Raw genomic sequence first — 16423 nt, 5'->3', positions numbered from 1 at the left:
AAAACCGCCGCTCGAGTCGCTCCGCGCCACTGCATCGCCCAATGTGACGATGGCGCCCGCAAGCGGTTTTCCCGTCGCCGCGTCGAATACCCTCCCCCTGTGCGCCGAGTCATCGCCCGCCACGACCGCGAGCACGACCGTCCACAGGAGGCAAGAAACCGCTCGCAGGTTTTTCACGGTTTTCCGCCCGGGAATCTACCGTCGGGAAGCTTCCGCGTTTCCGCTTCTCGTGTCGAACCCGGCTGGACGCTTGACCATCGAGCCGCGGCGCGGCGGGCCACGGCTACATTCGCGGTCCGCATACCGGCGAACTCACTGCCGGTAGCCCCTCTCTCGATGCTCTCGCCGGCCCGCCAGGATTTCGGCGAACGCCTTTGCTCCGTGCTCCTGCTGGACGAGGTAGCGCGGCAACGCCATGACTGGATCGGACGATCTTACGTGACGGCCAGCGAGGGTAAAACCGGCGCCGTAGCCGGCCTCCACGGCTCTGGCGACCAACTCGTCATCGTAGATGCCAAAGGGCCACGCGAGCATATCGACTTTGGCGCCGAGCTTCGTCTCCAGCACCGCCTTTGACTTCCGCAACTGCATGTCGACGAACTTCCGGTACTCGGCCGAACTCAGCTTTCGTTTTTCGTCTTTGAAGTTGGGGTGCCAGTACGAATGCGATTGGACGTCGAAAAGCCCGGTGTCCTTGAGCTCCAGAAGCTGTTCCCACGTGAGCGCGTATTCCGCGTTGCTGATCGCCGACGGGTAGACGAAGAGCGTGACCGGAATTCGATACTTCCGGGCCAGAGAAGCCATGTGGCCGTAAACGGAACGATGGCCGTCATCCGCCGTGATCGCTACGGAGCGAGGGCCGACCTCCGCCATTCCGGTCAGGTGATGACGCACCAGCTCCCGAACGGTAATGACCCGATACCCGTGGTCGTGCAGATACCTCAGGTGCGACTCGAAAAGGGAAACCGTAACGGTCATGCGATCCGCCGCGACGGGTCCGAACCGATGATAGACGAGCACGGGGACCGCCGTGGAGCTGTCGGCAAGGGGCGCTGCTCGGCCCCGATGAGCGGCGCCGACCCAGACGCACGCGGCGGCAACGAGCGCGATCGCCGCGCGCCGGTCCGTCCGCCGAGCGCACCGCGTTCGTGCGGGCGCTCCTATTCCACGCAGCTCTGGGTACAGCCCTTTCTTTTGGGCCATAGGCTGCAGCTTCTTATGGAGAACTGCTTTTTCTTGGGCTTTCCGCTCGGGCTCGGGGCGCGGTCGATCAGGATCTCGGCGGGTTGATCGAACTCGGGGCACTCGACGACTTTCCTGGAACGATAGCGGCGCGCCATCGGCATGAACACATCGCGGCGTCCGAGCGCCAGGCGCGCCAGGGTCGATAGAAAGGTGTTCATTGGCTTTACCTCGACCGGCAGGGGGTCGCAAAATGCATACCTTCGGGGCGGCCGGTTTTCGCTCTGGATCGAAGGGCCTGCTTCGCAAACCTGCAATTTTTCTCGCCGCGGATTTTCACGGCAGGGAAGCGTTCAGACTTTCAAGGCCCCGCCCGGCAAGAAGAACTCGGCTAAACGGGCGTTCCCCGGCACGGCCGCGGGTGGCACGGGCTTTGCGGAAACCTATCGAAAAACATTGTTCCGGAGCTCCGCAAACGTGTAGCTTGTTTGCCGCCGGTGCGGCGGAGGGCCGCACCGGCGCCGGAGGGTCGAGATGAAGCTTACCCTGAGCGTTGTCAAGGCCGACATCGGCTCCATCGGAGGGCACATCTGCCCGTCCCAACAACTGCTCCAGGCGGTGCGCAGTCACGTCCTGGAAAAAGGCTCGAATATCCTTTTGGACAGCTACATTGGCTATACCGGCGACGACATAGCGATCGTTGCCTGTCACACGCGCGGGCCCAACGACGTCCAGGTCCACAAGCTCTGCTGGGATGCCTTTATGGCGGGAACAGAGGTGGCAAAGGGCCAGGGGCTTTACGGGGCGGGACAGGATCTCCTCCGGGACGCATTTGCCGGCAATATCCGCGGCATGGGACCCGCCGTCGCGGAAATAGAGTTCGAGGAAAGACCGAACGAGCCGTTCTTGTTCTTCGCCGCCGACAAGACGGATCCGGGGGCGTACAATTTGCCGCTCTATCTGGCTTTTGCAGATCCCATGAATACGCCGGGCCTGATTCTCTCCCCGGGCATGGCTCGAGGATTCAGGTTCGTGATCATGGACGTGAATTACACCGAAGGCGATCGCGTCATCGAGCTGAGCGCGCCCGAGGATCTCTATCGCATCGCGGCGCTCCTGCGCGACACCGAGCGGTACGTGGTCGAGTCGATCTGGTCGCGCAGCACCGGCGAGCAGGCGGCCACCGTATCGACGTCTCGACTGCACAACATCGCCGGCAAGTATACCGGCAAGGACGATCCCGTGATGCTCGTCCGGGTGCAAAAGGATTTTCCGGCAACGGGCGAGGTGGTCGCGCCCTATGCCATCGGCCCCTACGTCGCCGGAAGCATGCGCGGGTCGCACCAGATGCCCCTGATGCCGGTGCCGTTGAATTCCGGCACCAGCTATTTCGACGGCCCGCCCGTGGTGAGCTGCGCTGCGTTTTCCGTGCACCGAGGGAAATTCACGGAGCCGGTGGACGTTTTTGCGCATCCTTTCTGGGATTCCGTCCGCGACACGGTTTCCAGAAAAGCCGTCGACATGCGGCGGCAGGGGTTCTTCGGCGCCGCGATGCTTCCGATGTCGGAGCTGGAATATACCGGCATCGTGGAAACCCTCAAGGCGCTGGAACACCGCTTTACGGTGCGACCCTGAGCCGTTTGCCGGCCGCGGACCGGCCGGCGGAGGAGGGCATTCGCAACAGACGCTGGCAGCGCCTCGGCCGCCGCTTCCATCGTGGCCCCTTGACGGCGCCGAAAGCGGATTTAATTTTACGCCGCTAGGACTTTGTGAGGGAAGGAGGTTTTTTTATGCCCGTAAAAATCAGGCCCTTGCACGATCGGGTGATCGTCAAGCGAATCCAGGAAGAGGAGAAAACCCAGGGTGGGATCATCATCCCGGACACCGCCAAGGAAAAACCCCAGGAAGGGACCGTCGTCGCGGTGGGGCCGGGCAAAAGGGAAGAGGACGGGAAGATCATCCCCCTGGATGTCAAACCGGGTGACAGGATCCTGTTCGGCAAGTACGCCGGTACGGAGATCAAGCTCAACGGTGAGGAGCACTTGATCCTGAGAGAAGACGACATACTTGGCGTGGTCGAATAAGGCGGGAGGGACTATGGCTGCAAAAGACGTTCGATTCGGCGCCGAGGCACGCGCCAAGGTGCTGCGAGGGGTCAATCTGTTGGCCGATGCCGTGACCGTAACGCTGGGACCGAGAGGGCGCAATGTCTGCCTGGAGAAGTCCTGGGGGGCTCCCACGGTCACCAAGGACGGCGTGACGGTGGCGAAAGAGATCCAGCTCGAGGACAAGTTCGAGAATATGGGGGCCCAGATGGTCAAGGAGGTCGCCAGCAAGACCTCCGAAGTCGCCGGCGATGGAACCACGACCGCCACCGTTCTGGCGCGAGCGATCTTCAGCGAAGGAGTCAAGCTCGTTGCGGCCGGGCACGATCCCATGAGCATCAAACGGGGTATCGACAAGGCCGTGAACAAGATCGTGGAGGAGCTGAAGTCGCTCTCCAAGCCCACCCGGGAGCGGGAGGAGATCGCCCAGGTAGGGACGATCTCCGCCAATAACGACAAGTCGATCGGCGACATCCTGGCCGAAGCGATGGACAAGGTGGGCAAGGAAGGCGTCATCACCGTGGAGGAAGCCAAGGGGCTGGAGACCACCCTTGACCTTGTCGAGGGGATGCGCTTCGACCGGGGGTACCTCTCGCCCTACTTCATCACCGATCCGGAGCGGATGGAGTGCGTCTACGAGGATGTCTATCTGCTCATTCACGAAAAGAAGATCTCCAACATGAAGGACCTCCTGCCGATCCTGGAGGAGGTGGCCAAGACCGGCAAGCCGCTGGTCATCATCGCCGAGGACGTCGAAGGCGAAGCGCTGGCGACGCTCGTGGTCAACAAGATCCGGGGCACGCTGAAATCCGTTGCGGTCAAGGCGCCCGGGTTCGGCGACCGGCGCAAGGCGATGCTGGAGGATATCGCGATCCTCACCGACGGCAAGATGATCGCCGAAGAGCTGGGCATCAAGCTCGAGAATGTAACGCTGAAGGATCTCGGGCGCGCCAAAAAGGTGATCGTGGACAAGGACAACACCACGATCGTCGAAGGCGCCGGCAAGAAGTCGGCGATTGAAGGGCGGATCGCCCAGATCCGCGCCCAGATCGAGGAAACCACCTCCGACTACGACCGCGAAAAACTCCAGGAGAGACTGGCCAAGCTCGCCGGAGGCGTTGCGGTCATCAAGGTCGGCGCCGCCACCGAGGTCGAGATGAAGGAGAAGAAAGCCCGGGTGGAAGACGCGCTGCACGCGACCCGCGCGGCGGTCGAGGAAGGCATCGTCCCGGGCGGCGGCGTGGCGCTCATCCGCGCCTCGGCGGGACTGGCCAACCTGCGGGTTCCCGAGGACGAAAAGTTCGGCGTGCAGATCGTGCAGCGCGCGGTCGAAGAGCCGCTGCGCTGGATCGCACGCAACGCGGGCATGGACGGCTCGGTGGTCCTGGAGAAGGTGAAATCGGGCAAGGGAGCCTACGGCTTCAACGCCGTCACCGGGGAGTTCGAGGACCTGGTCAAGGCGGGCGTGGTGGATCCGACCAAGGTGGTGCGCACCGCGCTGCAGAACGCCGCTTCGGTGGCCAGTCTCTTGATCACCACGGAAGCGATGATCGCCGAGAAGCCGGAAAAAAAGGCGCCGCCCGCGCCGACGCCGCCCGGCGAGGAGTTCTGAGCTCGACCGGTCGATCCGGCGGAAGGCGTCCGCGAGCGGGCGCCTTCCGCTCTTCCGGCGGGGCTATTCCTGCGGGGCCGGGGGCTTTTCCGCGACGCGCACTTTTCCGGCCGCGATCTCGCGCAACGCCGTCACGATTTCCCGGTTGTCGGTTTCGACAAGCGGCTTTGCGCCTTTCAACAGCTGCTTGGCCCTTTTCGTGGCGACCATGACCAGCTGAAAGCGGTTGGGGATCTTCTGCAGGCAGTCCTCTACCGTGATCCGCGCCATAACTCGCTCCTTTCTCTCCGGTCACCGTGGCATATCCCTGTTGATCCATTTTTTCGCATTACGCAAGATCGGGGCCGCCACGCCCTTTCGGGCGGAATCCCACCCCTTTTACGATCAGCTCCCGCACGGTGGCGCGCACCTCGGAGCCCAAAAACTCGCGACTGAGCCATGCGTTGCTCTCGACATGATCCGTCCGAGTCGGAATGAGAAACCTGCTCTCGCCGGCCGCGAGCGCGGCAAACGGTATGATCTGGTCGGCGGCGTAACGGTCGAGGGTCGCGCCGCTCTGCAAATCTTCCAGGAGCTGGCGCGCGGCATAGCTGCCGATCGCTTCGGAGCGCCTTCCCGGTGCGCCCGCCCGGTCCGCGCCGATGAGGGCGCCTCCTGAGAGCTCGGCAACCAGCGCGAGGCCGGCCCCCGCTTGCAGCGCGCTCTCGTCGTAAACCTCCTCGATCTCGGCGTGGTAACCGGCCGCCTCGAGCACCTGCCGGGCCGCCTGAGCCATTCGGCTGCTGACAGCCTGGCTTTTCAGCCGGGAAGAAATGGCGACGCCTCCTACCCGCGCCACCGCGCCCTGGTGCTCGAGCACCAGCGGCTTTAGCGGCCCGCCGGTCGGCTCGACCATAAGATGCAGGATGCCGCCGCCGGCAGGCACGTAGCCGGGGCGCTCCATGCGCGCCGACGCCCGCACTCCCATGCGTCCGACGAGGGGGAGCAGCACGCGCTCGAAATGATAAAAGGACGGGGCGAAATCCTGAAAAAGGCCCCCGCGCAGCTCCGCCGCCGTCGGCACCGCGCGTAGCGCCAGCAGGGGCAGGACCGCGATGGCCAGCGCTACCGTCGATCCCGCCGAGCCGACGTCCCACACGTAACGCCTCTCGTCGCTCGGGTTTCCCGGCCGAAAGGTCAGCTCTTGCGCTCCGAGCGTCAGGGAGTCGCAGGTCCCGTTCACGAGCTGGCGAATCGATTCCACTACCTGGAGGTGCTGGCGGCGAAGCCCTGGCTTGGGCCGCTTCACCCGGATGTTGAAGATGCGGACCGGTGTGCCCGTGAGCGCCGAGAAGGCCACCGCCTGGCGCACGATCGTGCCGCTTCCGGAATAACACGAGCCGTCGATTTCCAGCATCTGGCGTTCGCTCGATCGTTCAAAGTTCATGGTTCAGCGTGAAAACCCGAAACAGGGAAGCGGGAACCGGAAACGATTCCTTGTGCCGGTGTCCACCGATCCCCGGGCTCCTCAGTAAACAGCCCCCTTCCGGCCTCGAGCATCGCGTTCCACCATGCGCGCCAACCTGCGGCCCGCTTCGACGTCCACGCGCGCGAGCAGAGCCGCGCCGGCGACGAACAGCGCCGCCACCGACAGGATGCCCCAACGGCTGCTGCCGGTAAGCTGGCCGATCATGCCGAAGACAGCCGGTCCGACGATCCCCGCCAGCTTTTCCCCGGTGCTGAAGAAGCCGAAGAATTCGGCGCTCTGCAGCTTCGGGACCATCGAGGCGAACAGGGAGCGGCTCAGCGCCTGGGTCCCGCCCTGCACCAGCCCCACGGCGATCGCGAGCACGTAAAAGTGAAACGCGCTCGTCATGAAAAACCCGGCCACGGTGATCAGCGTGTAGACCGCCAGGCCGGCAAAAATCGCGCGCTTCGCTCCCAGACGGAGAGCGAGCGAGCCGAACGCAAGCGTGCTGGGAAATCCGATCAGCTGCGTGAGGATCAAGGCGATCAGCATTCGATCGTGCGGCACGCCGATTTCGTCGCCGTACGCAGCCGCGAGCTTGATGATCGTGCCGATGCCGTCGTTGTATGTCCAGAACGCAACGAGGAAAAGCCCCGCCTGACGGTACCGGCGGATCTGGCGGAGCGTGCCGGCCAGCCGTTGAATACCGCCGATCATCAGCCGCGAGATGGAACGACCCTGGTCGCTTCTCGCGCTCGGCTCCGTCACGTTGCGGAACAGCGGCCAAGCGAACACGAGCCACCAGACCGCGACGCTCGCGAAACAGACGCGCAGCGCGAAATCCCGGTCGGGCATCCAGAACCAGGTCGGGCGGGCGAGCCAGAGCGCGTTGAGAGCGAGAAGCAGTCCGCCCCCGAGATACCCGAGCGCGTAGCCGCGCGCCGACACGCGGTCCGTGTCCTCCCGCCGAGCGACGTGCGGAAGCAGGGCCTCGTAAAAAATGTTTCCCGCGGCAAATCCCGTGTTGCCCAGCGCGAAGGCCAGCGAGCCGAGCAGAAAGCCGTTCGGGCCCAGAAATGCAAGGCTCGCCGTCCCCGAGACGCCGAGGAGGACGGCGGCGCCGAGAAAGCGCTTTCGCCGGTTCGCGAGATCCGCAACCGCCCCCAGGAGCGGACCGACCGCCGCGACCGCAAGCAACGAGACGGAGGTCGTGTACGCCCAGTAGGCCGTGGCGTCGGCGGGCGAGCCGCCAGCGTTGAGTACGAGCGTGCGATAGTAGACGGGGAAGACTGCCGTGAGCACGACCACCGCAAACGCCGAGTTGGCCCAGTCGTACATCGCCCACGCGCGGACGACGCGCTCGTAATCGCCCGCCGCGGACGCCGTACGGGATCCGACGTCTGCCTCGCCTGCTGTCATCGTTTCCGTGCCGGCGTCCATCAGGGCCGCGGACGCACCACGAGCACCGGTCTGGTCGAGTGGCGAACGACCCGCTCCGTCACGCTTCCCAGAAGCCACCGCCCGACCGCGGACCGACCGCGCGTCGTCATCGCCACGAGGCTGTGCGGAGTACCCTCGGCGAGGTCGATGATTTCCGCGGCCGCCCCGCGAGTGCTCTCCGCGATCACGGCGCGCGAGACGCGGGCAAGACCCTGGCGGCGGAGTCGGCGCGTTTTCTGCTCCAGGTACTCGGCGATCTCGGCCTCCGCGCGCGCTCGAATCGTCCTGCGGTCCGCGGCGGACGCGCCGAAAAATGGCAGAAGGTCGTCCACTCGTTCGAAATAGATCCCCAGCAGAACCCGCGCCAGCAGAACCTCCAAGTTCAGCCGGTCTGCGAGGCGCGCCGCCACTGGCAGCGCTTCCTCCGCGGCCGTCGAGCCGTCCAGCGGCACCACCACGGTTTCCAGGTGCGCCACCGAGCCTGTCGCCTCCCCCGCCCGAACAATCAGCAACGGCTCTCTCCCCGCGCGCAGGACTTTTTCAGCGACGCCGCCCAGGAGCCACCTGTGAGCGCCCGAGTAGCCGTGCGCCGACATCGCCACCAGCGTCCCCGCGAGCTCAGCGGAGACGTCGATAATCCTGGCCGCCGGATCGCCCCGCTCGACCCGACACTCGACGTGCGGGCAGCCGGACAGGGAGGCCGCAGTAGCCTCCAGGTACTCGTTCGAGGGCACGGTCGATGCCGCCCGGCCGGGCTGCTCGACCAGCAACAGCTCCACGCGCGCGGCGCAAACCGGGGCGAGCAGTCGGACGTACGGGAGGATCGCTTCTGCCGCTGTCGAACCATCCAACGGAACCAGGAGCCGCCTGTACACGCGAACCTCCTTTCGTAAAACCGGCCGCGCCCTCGCTCCGGCAGTATTTTACCGGGCGAGGCGCCGAAGCCCGTATCGTGCCGCGAGCGCGCGCGCGCCACGGTATTCGGCGGCCGAGATCCGCCGGTCGAGCGGAGGATATTCGCCGGCGCGGTAGCAGGGCCGATACTGATCCATGAGGTTCAGGTAGGTGTTCGGAGAGATCTCGCGGGCGATGAAACGCAAAACCTCCTCGGTCCCCGAAAGATCGTCGGGGAGGACCAGGTGGCGGACGAGGAGCCCGCGCCGCGCCAGTCCGTTTCGGTCCAGCACGAGGTCGCCGACCTGGCGATGCATCTCCTTTACTGCGGCACGGTTGACCTCGACGTAATTTCGCACCTTCGAGTACTTGCGCGCGACCGCGGAGTCGCCGTATTTCATGTCGGGCATGTAGATGTCGATCACGCCGTCGAGGAGAGCCAGCGCTTCGGCGCTGTCATAGCCTCCGGTATTGTAAACCAGCGGCAAGCGCAACCCTTCTCGGGCGGCGATCTCGATTGCGGCGAGGATCTGCGCAACGACGTGGCTCGGGCTGACGAAATTGATGTTGTGACAGCCCCGCTCCTGAAGATCGAGCATCATCGCGGCAAGCTCCCGCGGCTCCACCTCCCTTCCGGCCCCTTTCTGGCTGATTTCCCAGTTCTGGCAAAACACGCAACGGAGATTGCACCAGCTGAAGAAGATCGTCCCCGAGCCGTTCCAGCCCCTGAGCACGTCCTCCTCTCCGTGGTGTGGGCCGAAGCTGTGGACGACAGCCCGCTCGCCCGTCCGGCAGACCGCTCCCTCGATGGTGACCCGACGGTTGACGCGACAATACCGGGCGCAGAGATCGCAGCTCTCGAGATGGCGAAAGGCCAGGAGAGCGCGCTTCTCCAGCTCTCCCGAGCGGGAGAGATTCAAATAGGACGGCTCGATCTCCGTTGCGAAACCACCTGCTCCGCGCCACGGGAAAATCCGTGCGTTCTTCCCGTCCGCGGCGTGAGCTGGAGCGAATGGCGCGGACCCGAGCGCGCGTGCGAAACCCTCCGCCGGCTCTCACTCGCAGGTAGCGCCGGCGCGCCGCTCCACTGTCGCAAGGCGACTCCAAAGGCCTCTGCCGATCACACGGCTGCTAGAGCCGGCCTTTAGCCACCCCTCCGGCCCCGCCGAAGCAGAAATCCCATCGCGATGCCAGCGGCGGCTGCGATCCCCAGCGCGGTCCACGGATTCTTGCGGCAATAATCCTTCACCGAGACCACTGCTTGCTCGGCTTTGGCCTGCAAAGCTCCCTCCTTTTTTCCGAAGACGTCTTTCACTTCCAGAAGTTTCTTCCCCACGCGCTCACGCAAGCCGGCAAGCCGCTCTCCCGTCCGGCTGGAAGCGCTTTTCACCAGTTCCTCGACGTCGCCGACCAGCACCTTGATATCCGAAGCAACCTTTTCCCTTGCCGTATTCTCCATAAGACCTCCTTCTTCCGATTACTTGGTTCTCGCTGGCAAACGCATGCGGGCAAATTCGCACAAAACGTGCCACGGTGCGGCGGTCGCTTTCTCCGTGTCCCCCATTACGCACTCTCCGGCGGTTCGCGAATACGGTAAAAAATGCGGCCCTGCAGCGCAGAATTGCAAAAGCTCGGGGCGCTGCGTCCGGCACGCGGGTTGCTCGACTTCGTAAGGAGGGCTCAAAAGCGAGAGGGAGCTTGATCACCGACCCCGAAGGTGTCGAGTTTTTGCAGTGGTGCTTGCCCAGGCTCGGTCTGCGGTGGCCGGGCTTCCGCAAGGTGCGGCGCCAGATCTACAAGCGCCTCAACCGTCGTCTGGAGGAGCTCCGGCTCCCCGGGCTCGCGCCCTACCGCCGGTATCTCGAGGACCACCCCGGGGAATGGGCGCTGCTCGACGGTTTTTGCCGGATCGGCATCTCCCGCTTCTACCGCGACCGCGGCGTTTTCGAGCTTCTGGAGCGTGAAATTTTTCCGGAGCTGGGGCGCCTGGCGCTCGAACGCGGGGATGTCGCTCTGCGCTGCTGGAGCGCCGGATGTGCCGGAGGCGAGGAGCCCTACACGGTCGTGATCGTGTGGAGGCACGGCGTGGCGAGCCGCTTTCCCGCCCTCGCTCTTGATGTCGTCGCGACCGACGTCGATCCCGCGGCGATCCGTCGAGCGGAGCGCGCCTGCTACCGGCCCTCCTCCGTCCGAGAGCTGCCGGCCGATTGGCGGGCTCGGGCGTTCACCGTTGTCGGCGACGAGCTGTGCCTCAAAGACGAGTATCGCGCCGCGGTCACCTTCAGGGTCGAGGACGTCCGCGACAGCGCGCCCGGGGGGCCGTTCCACCTCATCCTTTGCCGCAATCTCGCCTTCACTTACTTCGACGAGCCACTGCAGAGAAAAATTCTCGGCCTGCTCCATGACAGGCTCGCCGCCGGAGGGGTGCTGATCATCGGCAAGCTCGAGCGCCTTCCCGAAAGGCCTCCGGGGCTGCAGCCATGGTCGCCCGGGTCGATGGGCGTGTACCGAAAGACCCCCGAAGATCGGAACGGCTGAACGAGCGCGGGCTTGGCACGCTATTGGCTTTTACGAGCGCTATCGAACTTGAACCGCCGCGAAGCGGCCTAGTCTCGGGGAGGTTTCATGCTTGTCGGCAAGCGCATGACGAAAAACCCGGTGACCGTGGCGCCGGAAGATCTCTTGGTGCAGGCACGTCTCAAAATGCAAAAAGGCGGGTTTCGCCGGCTCCCGGTCGTGGTCGGGGACCGGCTCGTCGGCATCATCACGGACCGCGATATCAGGGAGCACGTGGGTTATCTGGACCGGACACCGGTCAAGGTGGCGATGACGGAAAAGCCCATTACCGTGACGCCAGCGACCACGGTGGAGGCCGCGACTCACCGTTTGCTCAAGCGCAAGATAGGCGGCTTGCCCGTCGTCGAGAACGGCCGGCTCGTCGGAATCATCACCACCAGCGATATCCTGCAAGCTTTTCTCGAGGTGAGCGGGGCGGCCGAAGAAGGCACCGCGCGGATCGACTTCGTGATGGAGGGCGCCGAGCATGGCTTTGCGCAGGCCGTGAGGACCGTGACGGAGCTGGGCGGCGAGGTTCTCGGCATGGGAACCTTCCGGGGAAAATGGGGCGAAAGCACTGTTTGCTACCTGCGCTTGCGCACCGGCGACCCCGAGTCCATCGCCCAGGCGCTCAAGGGGAAAGGCTTCGAGGTTCTCGGCATCCAGCCGGTCGCCGAGTAAGGGACGTCGGACCTTCCCGCCGCCGGATCAAGTCTGGCCGGCCCGTTCCAGATAAGTACCGTCGGACGGGTCGACACGGATCAGATCTCCAGCCCGGATGAACGACGGCACCTGAATTGTAACACCGGTCTCCAGCGTGGCCGGTTTGTACGACGCGCTCGCCGTCGCCTTTTTGATCGCGGGCGGAGTTTCCGCGACCTTCAATTCAACGACCGCCGGAAGCTCTATGGCAACGGGCCGGTTCTCGAAGAAGCGGGCTTCCACGACCTGCCCGGGCAAGAGATAGTCGAGCATCCCGCCGACCGCTTCGGCCGTCAACGTAACCTGCTCGTAGGTTTCGGTGTCCATGAAGACGTGGAGATCGCCGTCCCGGTAGAGGTATTGCATCGCGCGTTCTTCGAGCACGGCCTGCTCGATCTCGTCCTCGGAGCGAAACTTGTGCTCGGTACCGACGCCGGTCCGGAGATTCTTGAGCTTCGCCTGAACGAAGCCCCGCTTGTTGCCCGGCGTGAGATGTTTCGCCGCGGTGACACGGTAGAGATCTCCCTCATGGACCACGATCATCCCTGCCCTCAATTGCGTCGCCTGTATCATTTCCCCTCCCGTCGGCCTTGGTCAGGCGGCTTCGACCTGCACGAAATCGAGATCGACGGGCGTCGGCCGGCCGAACACGCTGAGAGCTACCCTTACTCGGGATCGATTAGACTGAACCGCCTCCACCGTGCCGGTGAAATCACGGAACGGCCCGTCTACCACCCGCACTTTCTCCCCGATGAAGAACGCCATCTTCGGGCGCGGCGCGAGTGCCGTCGCCTCGACCCGCTCCATGACACCCCTCACATCCCGTTCGGGTACGACGACCGGACGGCCGGACTCGCCCAGGAACCCGAGGACCTTGGGGACGGAGCGCACGAGCGCTTGCGTCTCCTCGTCGAGCGTCATTTGCACGAAGAGGTAGCCGGGAAAGAGCCGTTGCTCGACCGTCCGCCTCTTCCCGCCGACGAGGTCGATTACTCTTTCGGTGGGCACGGCGATTTCGCCGAAAAGGTGTTCTTTGCCCGCCGCCTTGATCTTGCGCTCGAGCATTGCTTTTGCGCGGCGCTCGAATCCGACGAAAACCTTTACGACGTACCATTGCTTTTCCATTTGTCTTTCCAGCTCCTGTCGATATCTCCTCAAGCCCTTCCAGGCCCGCGCCCGAACGAGCCGCGATCCTCGATAAAGAGGACCCGAACGTTCCCCGAGCGGCTCGGAGAAGCAGCCCGGCACGTTTTTGCGGAAATGCCGCTACGATCAGCAGGACGGGCGCCTTGGAGAGTTATAGCAGTGGTGAAGGAATCTGCTGTAAGTATTTACAATTTAGGTGATTAACTACGTAAAATCAAGCGGCTTGCGGGGCGCTGCGAAAGCTGGCATGGCTTCTGCACCGTCCCCGGTTTTGACCGTTCCTGGATTCGGCACGCCTCGGGTTCAGGGTCCGCCCGCGCAGGAAAGGTCGGTTCCATGAAACCGCCGATCACGGTATTTTTGAGCGGTGACGTCATGACCGGACGGGGCATCGACCAGGCTCTGCCTTTTCCCGGCGATCCCCGTTTGTACGAGCCTTCCATGAAGAGCGCCGTGGGTTATGTCGAGCTCGCCGAGCGGGTCAGCGGCGGGATTCCCCGGCCCGTCCAGTTCGACTACATCTGGGGCGATGCGCTGGAGGAGCTGAGGCGCGAGCAACCGCAGGCCCGAATCATCAACCTGGAGACCGCGGTAACGCACAGCCTGACGCCGTGGGAGGACAAGGAGATCCATTACCGTATGAGCCCCGAAAATATTCCGTGCCTGACCGCCGCGGGTATCGATTGCTGCGTGCTCGCCAACAACCACACCATGGATTGGGGACCTTCGGGCCTGCTGGAAACGCTCGACACGCTGGACCGGACCGGCATCCGCCACGCCGGGGCGGGACGCAATCTACGCGAAGCGCGCGCCCCGGCGATCCTGGCGGCCGAAGCCGGGTCCCGCCTGCTGGTTTTCGCTCTCGGTTCCCTGTCGAGCGGGATTCCGTCCGAATGGTCGGCCGGCGAGGATCGCCCCGGACTGAACATCCTCGAGGAATATGCCGGGGATGCCGTGCGCAGTCTGGCACGGGAGATCGGCGGCATCAGGCGGGAAGGCGACGTGGTCGTCGTCTCGATCCACTGGGGGGCCAATTGGGGCTACGGGATTCCGCTGGCTCAGCAAAAGCTCGCGCGGCGGCTGATCGACGAAGCCGAGGTGGCCGTAATTCACGGCCATTCCTCCCACCACGTCAAGGCGATCGAGGTCTATCGCGAGCGGCTGATTCTCTACGGTTGCGGCGACCTGCTGAACGACTACGAGGGAATCCAAGGCTACGAGGCCTTCCGGGGCGATCTGGGACTGATGTATTTCGCGGATCTCGAGCCGTTCTCCGGTCGGCTCGTCGGGCTGCGCCTGGTGCCGATGCAGATGCGGCGCTTTCGCCTGACCCGCGCCTCGGCGGCCGACACCGAGTGGCTCGGGGAGATCCTCAACCGCGAAGGCAAGCGGTTTCATACGCGCGTGAGCCAAAGCGGAGCCGGCTCGCTGAGACTCCACTGGGCCTAGCACGGCGGTCTCTGCGCGGAGGTTGATCATGAAGGTAACGCTCGCCGGCGACGAGTGGTACGATCATCATCGGCGCAAGGTCGTCTGGTTTACGGCTCTGGCCGACGGCAGGCGGATCGACTGCGGTATCTCGATCGAGGCGCTCTGCGACCACTTCGGAGCCTACCAGGACGACCCCCTGCCCGCCTTCAGGGCCAACCGCGCGCGCATTGCCGAGGCGGCGGCAAGGCTGATAGAACAGGGGCGCTTCGAGCGCGACGGTGCGATTCTGATCAGGAGCGCCGATCTCTGAAGCCCTCTCTGCGGAGGCTGCACATGGCCGACGAGACACGCCGCAACGCAAAGCTCATCGTCACCAGTATGGGGCTGGCTCAGGCGCGCGAGGCGCGCCGCGCCCTCGCCCGGGCCGTGCCCGGCGCCCGCATCACGGGAACCGGGCTCAAAGGCGTCTTCTCCCTGCAGGCGGAAGGAGATCCCCTGGAAATCGCCCGGATCGTCTATCGCGAGTGCGGGGCGCAAATCGGCCATGTCACCGCCGTGCTCGCCGAGGTCGACAGCAAACTGGAGACGATCCGGCAGGCCGCGGTCGACGTCGGAGCGGCCCAGATCGGAAAGGAGGAAACCTTTTCCTTTCGCATCCACAAGCGGGGAGCCCATTATCTCGAGCAGGACACCTCCGTCCTCGAACGGGAGATCGGCGGAGCGATCTGGCAGGCGCTGAGGGCAAAACACGGGGTCGAACCCAGAGTCCGCCTCAAGGATCCCGATGTAGCGGTCGTGGCCGAAGTGCTCGGCCCGGTTACCGCGGTCGGGATATCACGCAAGGCCTGGCATGAGCAGCCTCCAGCCGGGCAGCCGGCATAAGCCGCAGCGACGGCATCAACGGACCGCTCCTGAGAGGCGCGGCTCATGCCGCGATCCGCGAGCGCCCGGGTGCTCTCCGACCGCAGTCTTGAGCCGACACTACTCTCGTGCGCCTTCCGCGTCCGCTTGCGGGTTTTCCACGAGGCGCCTGAGCTCGGCTGCGTTTCGCACCGCATAATCGCCGTGGCAGTTGTTGAACAGCACGTGCACCTGCGTGACGCGGGCCGCGATCTCCCGGATCGGCGCAACGAGCTCCCGGAGCTCGGCCACGGAGTAAAGATAATTGAAGCGCTCGGCCGCCGTGAGGCCCGCTTTCCGCCAGGTGTCGCGATTGCGCCCATGCAACCGGACAACGACGACGTCGGGGCTCCCAACCTCCCACACGGCCGGAACGCTGCTGCTGAATCCCTGAGGCTCGTCTACCACCACGTGCGCCAGGCCGTTCGCGCGCTCGAATCTGATCACCTGCTCGCGATGGCGCTCGTCGAACCACGACCTGTTTCTGAACTCCGTCGCGACTCGACAGCCCTCGAGCCGGCGTGCGCACTCGACGATGTGCTCGAGGCTCGCCGGCCGGCACGGGAACCAGGGAGGAAACTGAAAAAGCACGACTCCGAGCTTACCGGCTTTTTTCAGCGGCGCGATGCCCGCGCGGAAACGGCTCCATAGCTCGTCCAGGAGCTCCGGCGCGAGATCGCGGTAGTAGAGGTTCGCCTTTTCAGCGCCTTTCACGGCTCTTCGGACATCGGCGGGCAGACTGCTCGGCGGCGTTTGATGCTGCGTGAAAAGCCGGAATGCCTTGATGTCGAAGACGAAGCCTTCGGGCGTCCGCCGCACCCAGAGCAGCGCGTTCCGCTCGCTCGGCAATGTGTAGTAGGAGCTGTCTACCTCGACGATCGGAAACCGCTCCGCGTAATACCGCAACCGCGCTTCCGCGGTTCTCACGTCCGGCGGGTAGAAGAGGCCCGACTCGATGAGCGTTTTCTCGGTCCAGGAAGTCGTCCCGATCAGGATATGCCCCATGGC

At 64.5% G+C, this 16423-nt stretch carries 19 protein-coding genes; 8 read left to right on the top strand and 11 right to left on the bottom strand.

The window, feature by feature from the left end:
- Positions 1 to 312 precede the first annotated feature (312 nt).
- Together VNN77_13885 and VNN77_13880 are read right to left on the bottom strand one after the other, a co-directional pair.
- Positions 313 to 978 carry a polysaccharide deacetylase family protein gene (locus tag VNN77_13885; protein ID HXG52482.1) on the bottom strand — a complete coding sequence of 222 codons (666 nt, stop codon included), beginning with the start codon at positions 976 to 978 and terminating at the stop codon, positions 313 to 315.
- A 182-nt stretch (positions 979 to 1160) separates the two neighbouring features.
- The gene (locus VNN77_13880) at positions 1161 to 1403 is read right to left on the bottom strand and encodes a hypothetical protein (protein HXG52481.1); all 243 of its coding nucleotides are present in this window, start codon (positions 1401 to 1403) and stop codon (positions 1161 to 1163) included.
- Between the two features lie 313 nt (positions 1404 to 1716).
- Between VNN77_13880 and fbp the strand changes: the two genes are divergently transcribed.
- The 3 genes from fbp (at position 1717) to groL (ending at position 4899) form a co-directional block, all read left to right on the top strand.
- Positions 1717 to 2817, top strand: coding sequence for a fructose-1,6-bisphosphate aldolase/phosphatase (fbp, locus tag VNN77_13875; protein ID HXG52480.1), 1101 nt, complete (start codon positions 1717 to 1719; stop codon positions 2815 to 2817).
- A gap of 155 nt (positions 2818 to 2972) precedes the next feature.
- Positions 2973 to 3266 (top strand): co-chaperone GroES, encoded by a 294-nt coding sequence (gene groES, locus VNN77_13870; GenBank protein HXG52479.1) that lies wholly within the window; start codon positions 2973 to 2975, stop codon positions 3264 to 3266.
- A 13-nt stretch (positions 3267 to 3279) separates the two neighbouring features.
- Positions 3280 to 4899, top strand: coding sequence for a chaperonin GroEL (groL, locus tag VNN77_13865; protein ID HXG52478.1), 1620 nt, complete (start codon positions 3280 to 3282; stop codon positions 4897 to 4899).
- Between the two features lie 63 nt (positions 4900 to 4962).
- Here groL and rpoZ read toward each other — a convergent pair whose 3' ends face one another.
- The 6 genes from rpoZ to VNN77_13835 form a co-directional block, all read right to left on the bottom strand.
- Positions 4963 to 5169 (bottom strand): DNA-directed RNA polymerase subunit omega, encoded by a 207-nt coding sequence (gene rpoZ, locus VNN77_13860; protein ID HXG52477.1) that lies wholly within the window; start codon positions 5167 to 5169, stop codon positions 4963 to 4965.
- 58 nt (positions 5170 to 5227) lie between these two features.
- A complete protein-coding gene (gene rtcA, locus VNN77_13855) occupies positions 5228 to 6325 on the bottom strand; it encodes an RNA 3'-terminal phosphate cyclase (GenBank protein ID HXG52476.1) in 1098 nt (365 codons plus the stop codon).
- 81 nt (positions 6326 to 6406) lie between these two features.
- On the bottom strand, positions 6407 to 7765 hold the full coding sequence (locus VNN77_13850; protein HXG52475.1) for an MFS transporter: 1359 nt from the start codon (positions 7763 to 7765) through the stop codon (positions 6407 to 6409).
- A 20-nt stretch (positions 7766 to 7785) separates the two neighbouring features.
- Positions 7786 to 8661 carry a universal stress protein gene (locus VNN77_13845; protein HXG52474.1) on the bottom strand — a complete coding sequence of 292 codons (876 nt, stop codon included), beginning with the start codon at positions 8659 to 8661 and terminating at the stop codon, positions 7786 to 7788.
- Between the two features lie 48 nt (positions 8662 to 8709).
- Positions 8710 to 9600: a radical SAM protein gene (locus tag VNN77_13840; GenBank protein ID HXG52473.1), complete on the bottom strand. Its 891-nt coding sequence runs from the start codon at positions 9598 to 9600 to the stop codon at positions 8710 to 8712.
- A gap of 224 nt (positions 9601 to 9824) precedes the next feature.
- A complete protein-coding gene (locus VNN77_13835) occupies positions 9825 to 10139 on the bottom strand; it encodes a DUF883 family protein (protein ID HXG52472.1) in 315 nt (104 codons plus the stop codon).
- 239 nt (positions 10140 to 10378) lie between these two features.
- Here VNN77_13835 and VNN77_13830 point away from each other — a divergent pair, with 239 nt between their 5' ends.
- Both VNN77_13830 and VNN77_13825 read left to right on the top strand, forming a co-directional pair.
- Entirely contained in the window at positions 10379 to 11218 is an 840-nt protein-coding gene (locus tag VNN77_13830; protein ID HXG52471.1) for a protein-glutamate O-methyltransferase CheR, read from the top strand.
- Between the two features lie 87 nt (positions 11219 to 11305).
- Positions 11306 to 11917: a CBS domain-containing protein gene (locus VNN77_13825; GenBank protein HXG52470.1), complete on the top strand. Its 612-nt coding sequence runs from the start codon at positions 11306 to 11308 to the stop codon at positions 11915 to 11917.
- A gap of 27 nt (positions 11918 to 11944) precedes the next feature.
- Here VNN77_13825 and efp read toward each other — a convergent pair whose 3' ends face one another.
- Positions 11945 to 12511 (bottom strand): elongation factor P, encoded by a 567-nt coding sequence (gene efp, locus VNN77_13820; GenBank protein HXG52469.1) that lies wholly within the window; start codon positions 12509 to 12511, stop codon positions 11945 to 11947.
- Between the two features lie 21 nt (positions 12512 to 12532).
- A complete protein-coding gene (nusG, locus tag VNN77_13815) occupies positions 12533 to 13063 on the bottom strand; it encodes a transcription termination/antitermination protein NusG (protein HXG52468.1) in 531 nt (176 codons plus the stop codon).
- A gap of 357 nt (positions 13064 to 13420) precedes the next feature.
- On the opposite strand from nusG, the gene VNN77_13810 reads away from it, so the two are divergent.
- From VNN77_13810 to VNN77_13800, 3 genes are read left to right on the top strand one after another with little or no spacing between them, the layout of a single operon-like run.
- Complete coding sequence (locus VNN77_13810; GenBank protein ID HXG52467.1) at positions 13421 to 14533, top strand: CapA family protein; 1113 nt, start codon at positions 13421 to 13423, stop codon at positions 14531 to 14533.
- Positions 14534 to 14561: 28 nt separating this feature from the next.
- The gene (locus VNN77_13805; GenBank protein HXG52466.1) at positions 14562 to 14825 is read left to right on the top strand and encodes a DUF1488 family protein; all 264 of its coding nucleotides are present in this window, start codon (positions 14562 to 14564) and stop codon (positions 14823 to 14825) included.
- Between the two features lie 23 nt (positions 14826 to 14848).
- Positions 14849 to 15397 carry a THUMP domain-containing protein gene (locus tag VNN77_13800; GenBank protein ID HXG52465.1) on the top strand — a complete coding sequence of 183 codons (549 nt, stop codon included), beginning with the start codon at positions 14849 to 14851 and terminating at the stop codon, positions 15395 to 15397.
- A 99-nt stretch (positions 15398 to 15496) separates the two neighbouring features.
- Here the strand turns inward: VNN77_13800 and VNN77_13795 are convergent, their stop codons facing one another.
- Entirely contained in the window at positions 15497 to 16420 is a 924-nt protein-coding gene (locus tag VNN77_13795) for a DUF72 domain-containing protein (protein HXG52464.1), read from the bottom strand.
- Between the last annotated feature and the right edge of the window lie 3 nt (positions 16421 to 16423).

The organism is Candidatus Zixiibacteriota bacterium, from assembly GCA_035574315.1.
Taxonomy (GTDB): domain Bacteria; phylum Desulfobacterota; class Binatia; order UBA9968; family UBA9968; genus DATLYW01.
Note: the sequence above shows the minus strand (reverse complement) of the source record. Positions and strands in the feature narration are given on the sequence as shown.

Excerpts from the sequence above, each read along its gene's own strand:
- VNN77_13800 (HXG52465.1), top strand. The coding sequence starts at position 14,849 with ATGGCCGACGAGACACGCCGCAACGCAAAGCTCATCGTCACCAGTATG.
- efp (HXG52469.1), bottom strand. The coding sequence starts at position 12,511 with ATGATACAGGCGACGCAATTGAGGGCAGGGATGATCGTGGTCCATGAG.
- VNN77_13795 (HXG52464.1), bottom strand. The coding sequence starts at position 16,420 with ATGGGGCATATCCTGATCGGGACGACTTCCTGGACCGAGAAAACGCTC.
- rtcA (HXG52476.1), bottom strand. The coding sequence starts at position 6,325 with ATGAACTTTGAACGATCGAGCGAACGCCAGATGCTGGAAATCGACGGC.
- groL (HXG52478.1), top strand. The coding sequence starts at position 3,280 with ATGGCTGCAAAAGACGTTCGATTCGGCGCCGAGGCACGCGCCAAGGTG.
- VNN77_13825 (HXG52470.1), top strand. The coding sequence starts at position 11,306 with ATGCTTGTCGGCAAGCGCATGACGAAAAACCCGGTGACCGTGGCGCCG.
- fbp (HXG52480.1), top strand. The coding sequence starts at position 1,717 with ATGAAGCTTACCCTGAGCGTTGTCAAGGCCGACATCGGCTCCATCGGA.
- VNN77_13850 (HXG52475.1), bottom strand. The coding sequence starts at position 7,765 with ATGACAGCAGGCGAGGCAGACGTCGGATCCCGTACGGCGTCCGCGGCG.
- VNN77_13810 (HXG52467.1), top strand. The coding sequence starts at position 13,421 with ATGAAACCGCCGATCACGGTATTTTTGAGCGGTGACGTCATGACCGGA.
- nusG (HXG52468.1), bottom strand. The coding sequence starts at position 13,063 with ATGGAAAAGCAATGGTACGTCGTAAAGGTTTTCGTCGGATTCGAGCGC.
- VNN77_13835 (HXG52472.1), bottom strand. The coding sequence starts at position 10,139 with ATGGAGAATACGGCAAGGGAAAAGGTTGCTTCGGATATCAAGGTGCTG.
- VNN77_13880 (HXG52481.1), bottom strand. The coding sequence starts at position 1,403 with ATGAACACCTTTCTATCGACCCTGGCGCGCCTGGCGCTCGGACGCCGC.
- rpoZ (HXG52477.1), bottom strand. The coding sequence starts at position 5,169 with ATGGCGCGGATCACGGTAGAGGACTGCCTGCAGAAGATCCCCAACCGC.
- groES (HXG52479.1), top strand. The coding sequence starts at position 2,973 with ATGCCCGTAAAAATCAGGCCCTTGCACGATCGGGTGATCGTCAAGCGA.
- VNN77_13805 (HXG52466.1), top strand. The coding sequence starts at position 14,562 with ATGAAGGTAACGCTCGCCGGCGACGAGTGGTACGATCATCATCGGCGC.
- VNN77_13885 (HXG52482.1), bottom strand. The coding sequence starts at position 978 with ATGACCGTTACGGTTTCCCTTTTCGAGTCGCACCTGAGGTATCTGCAC.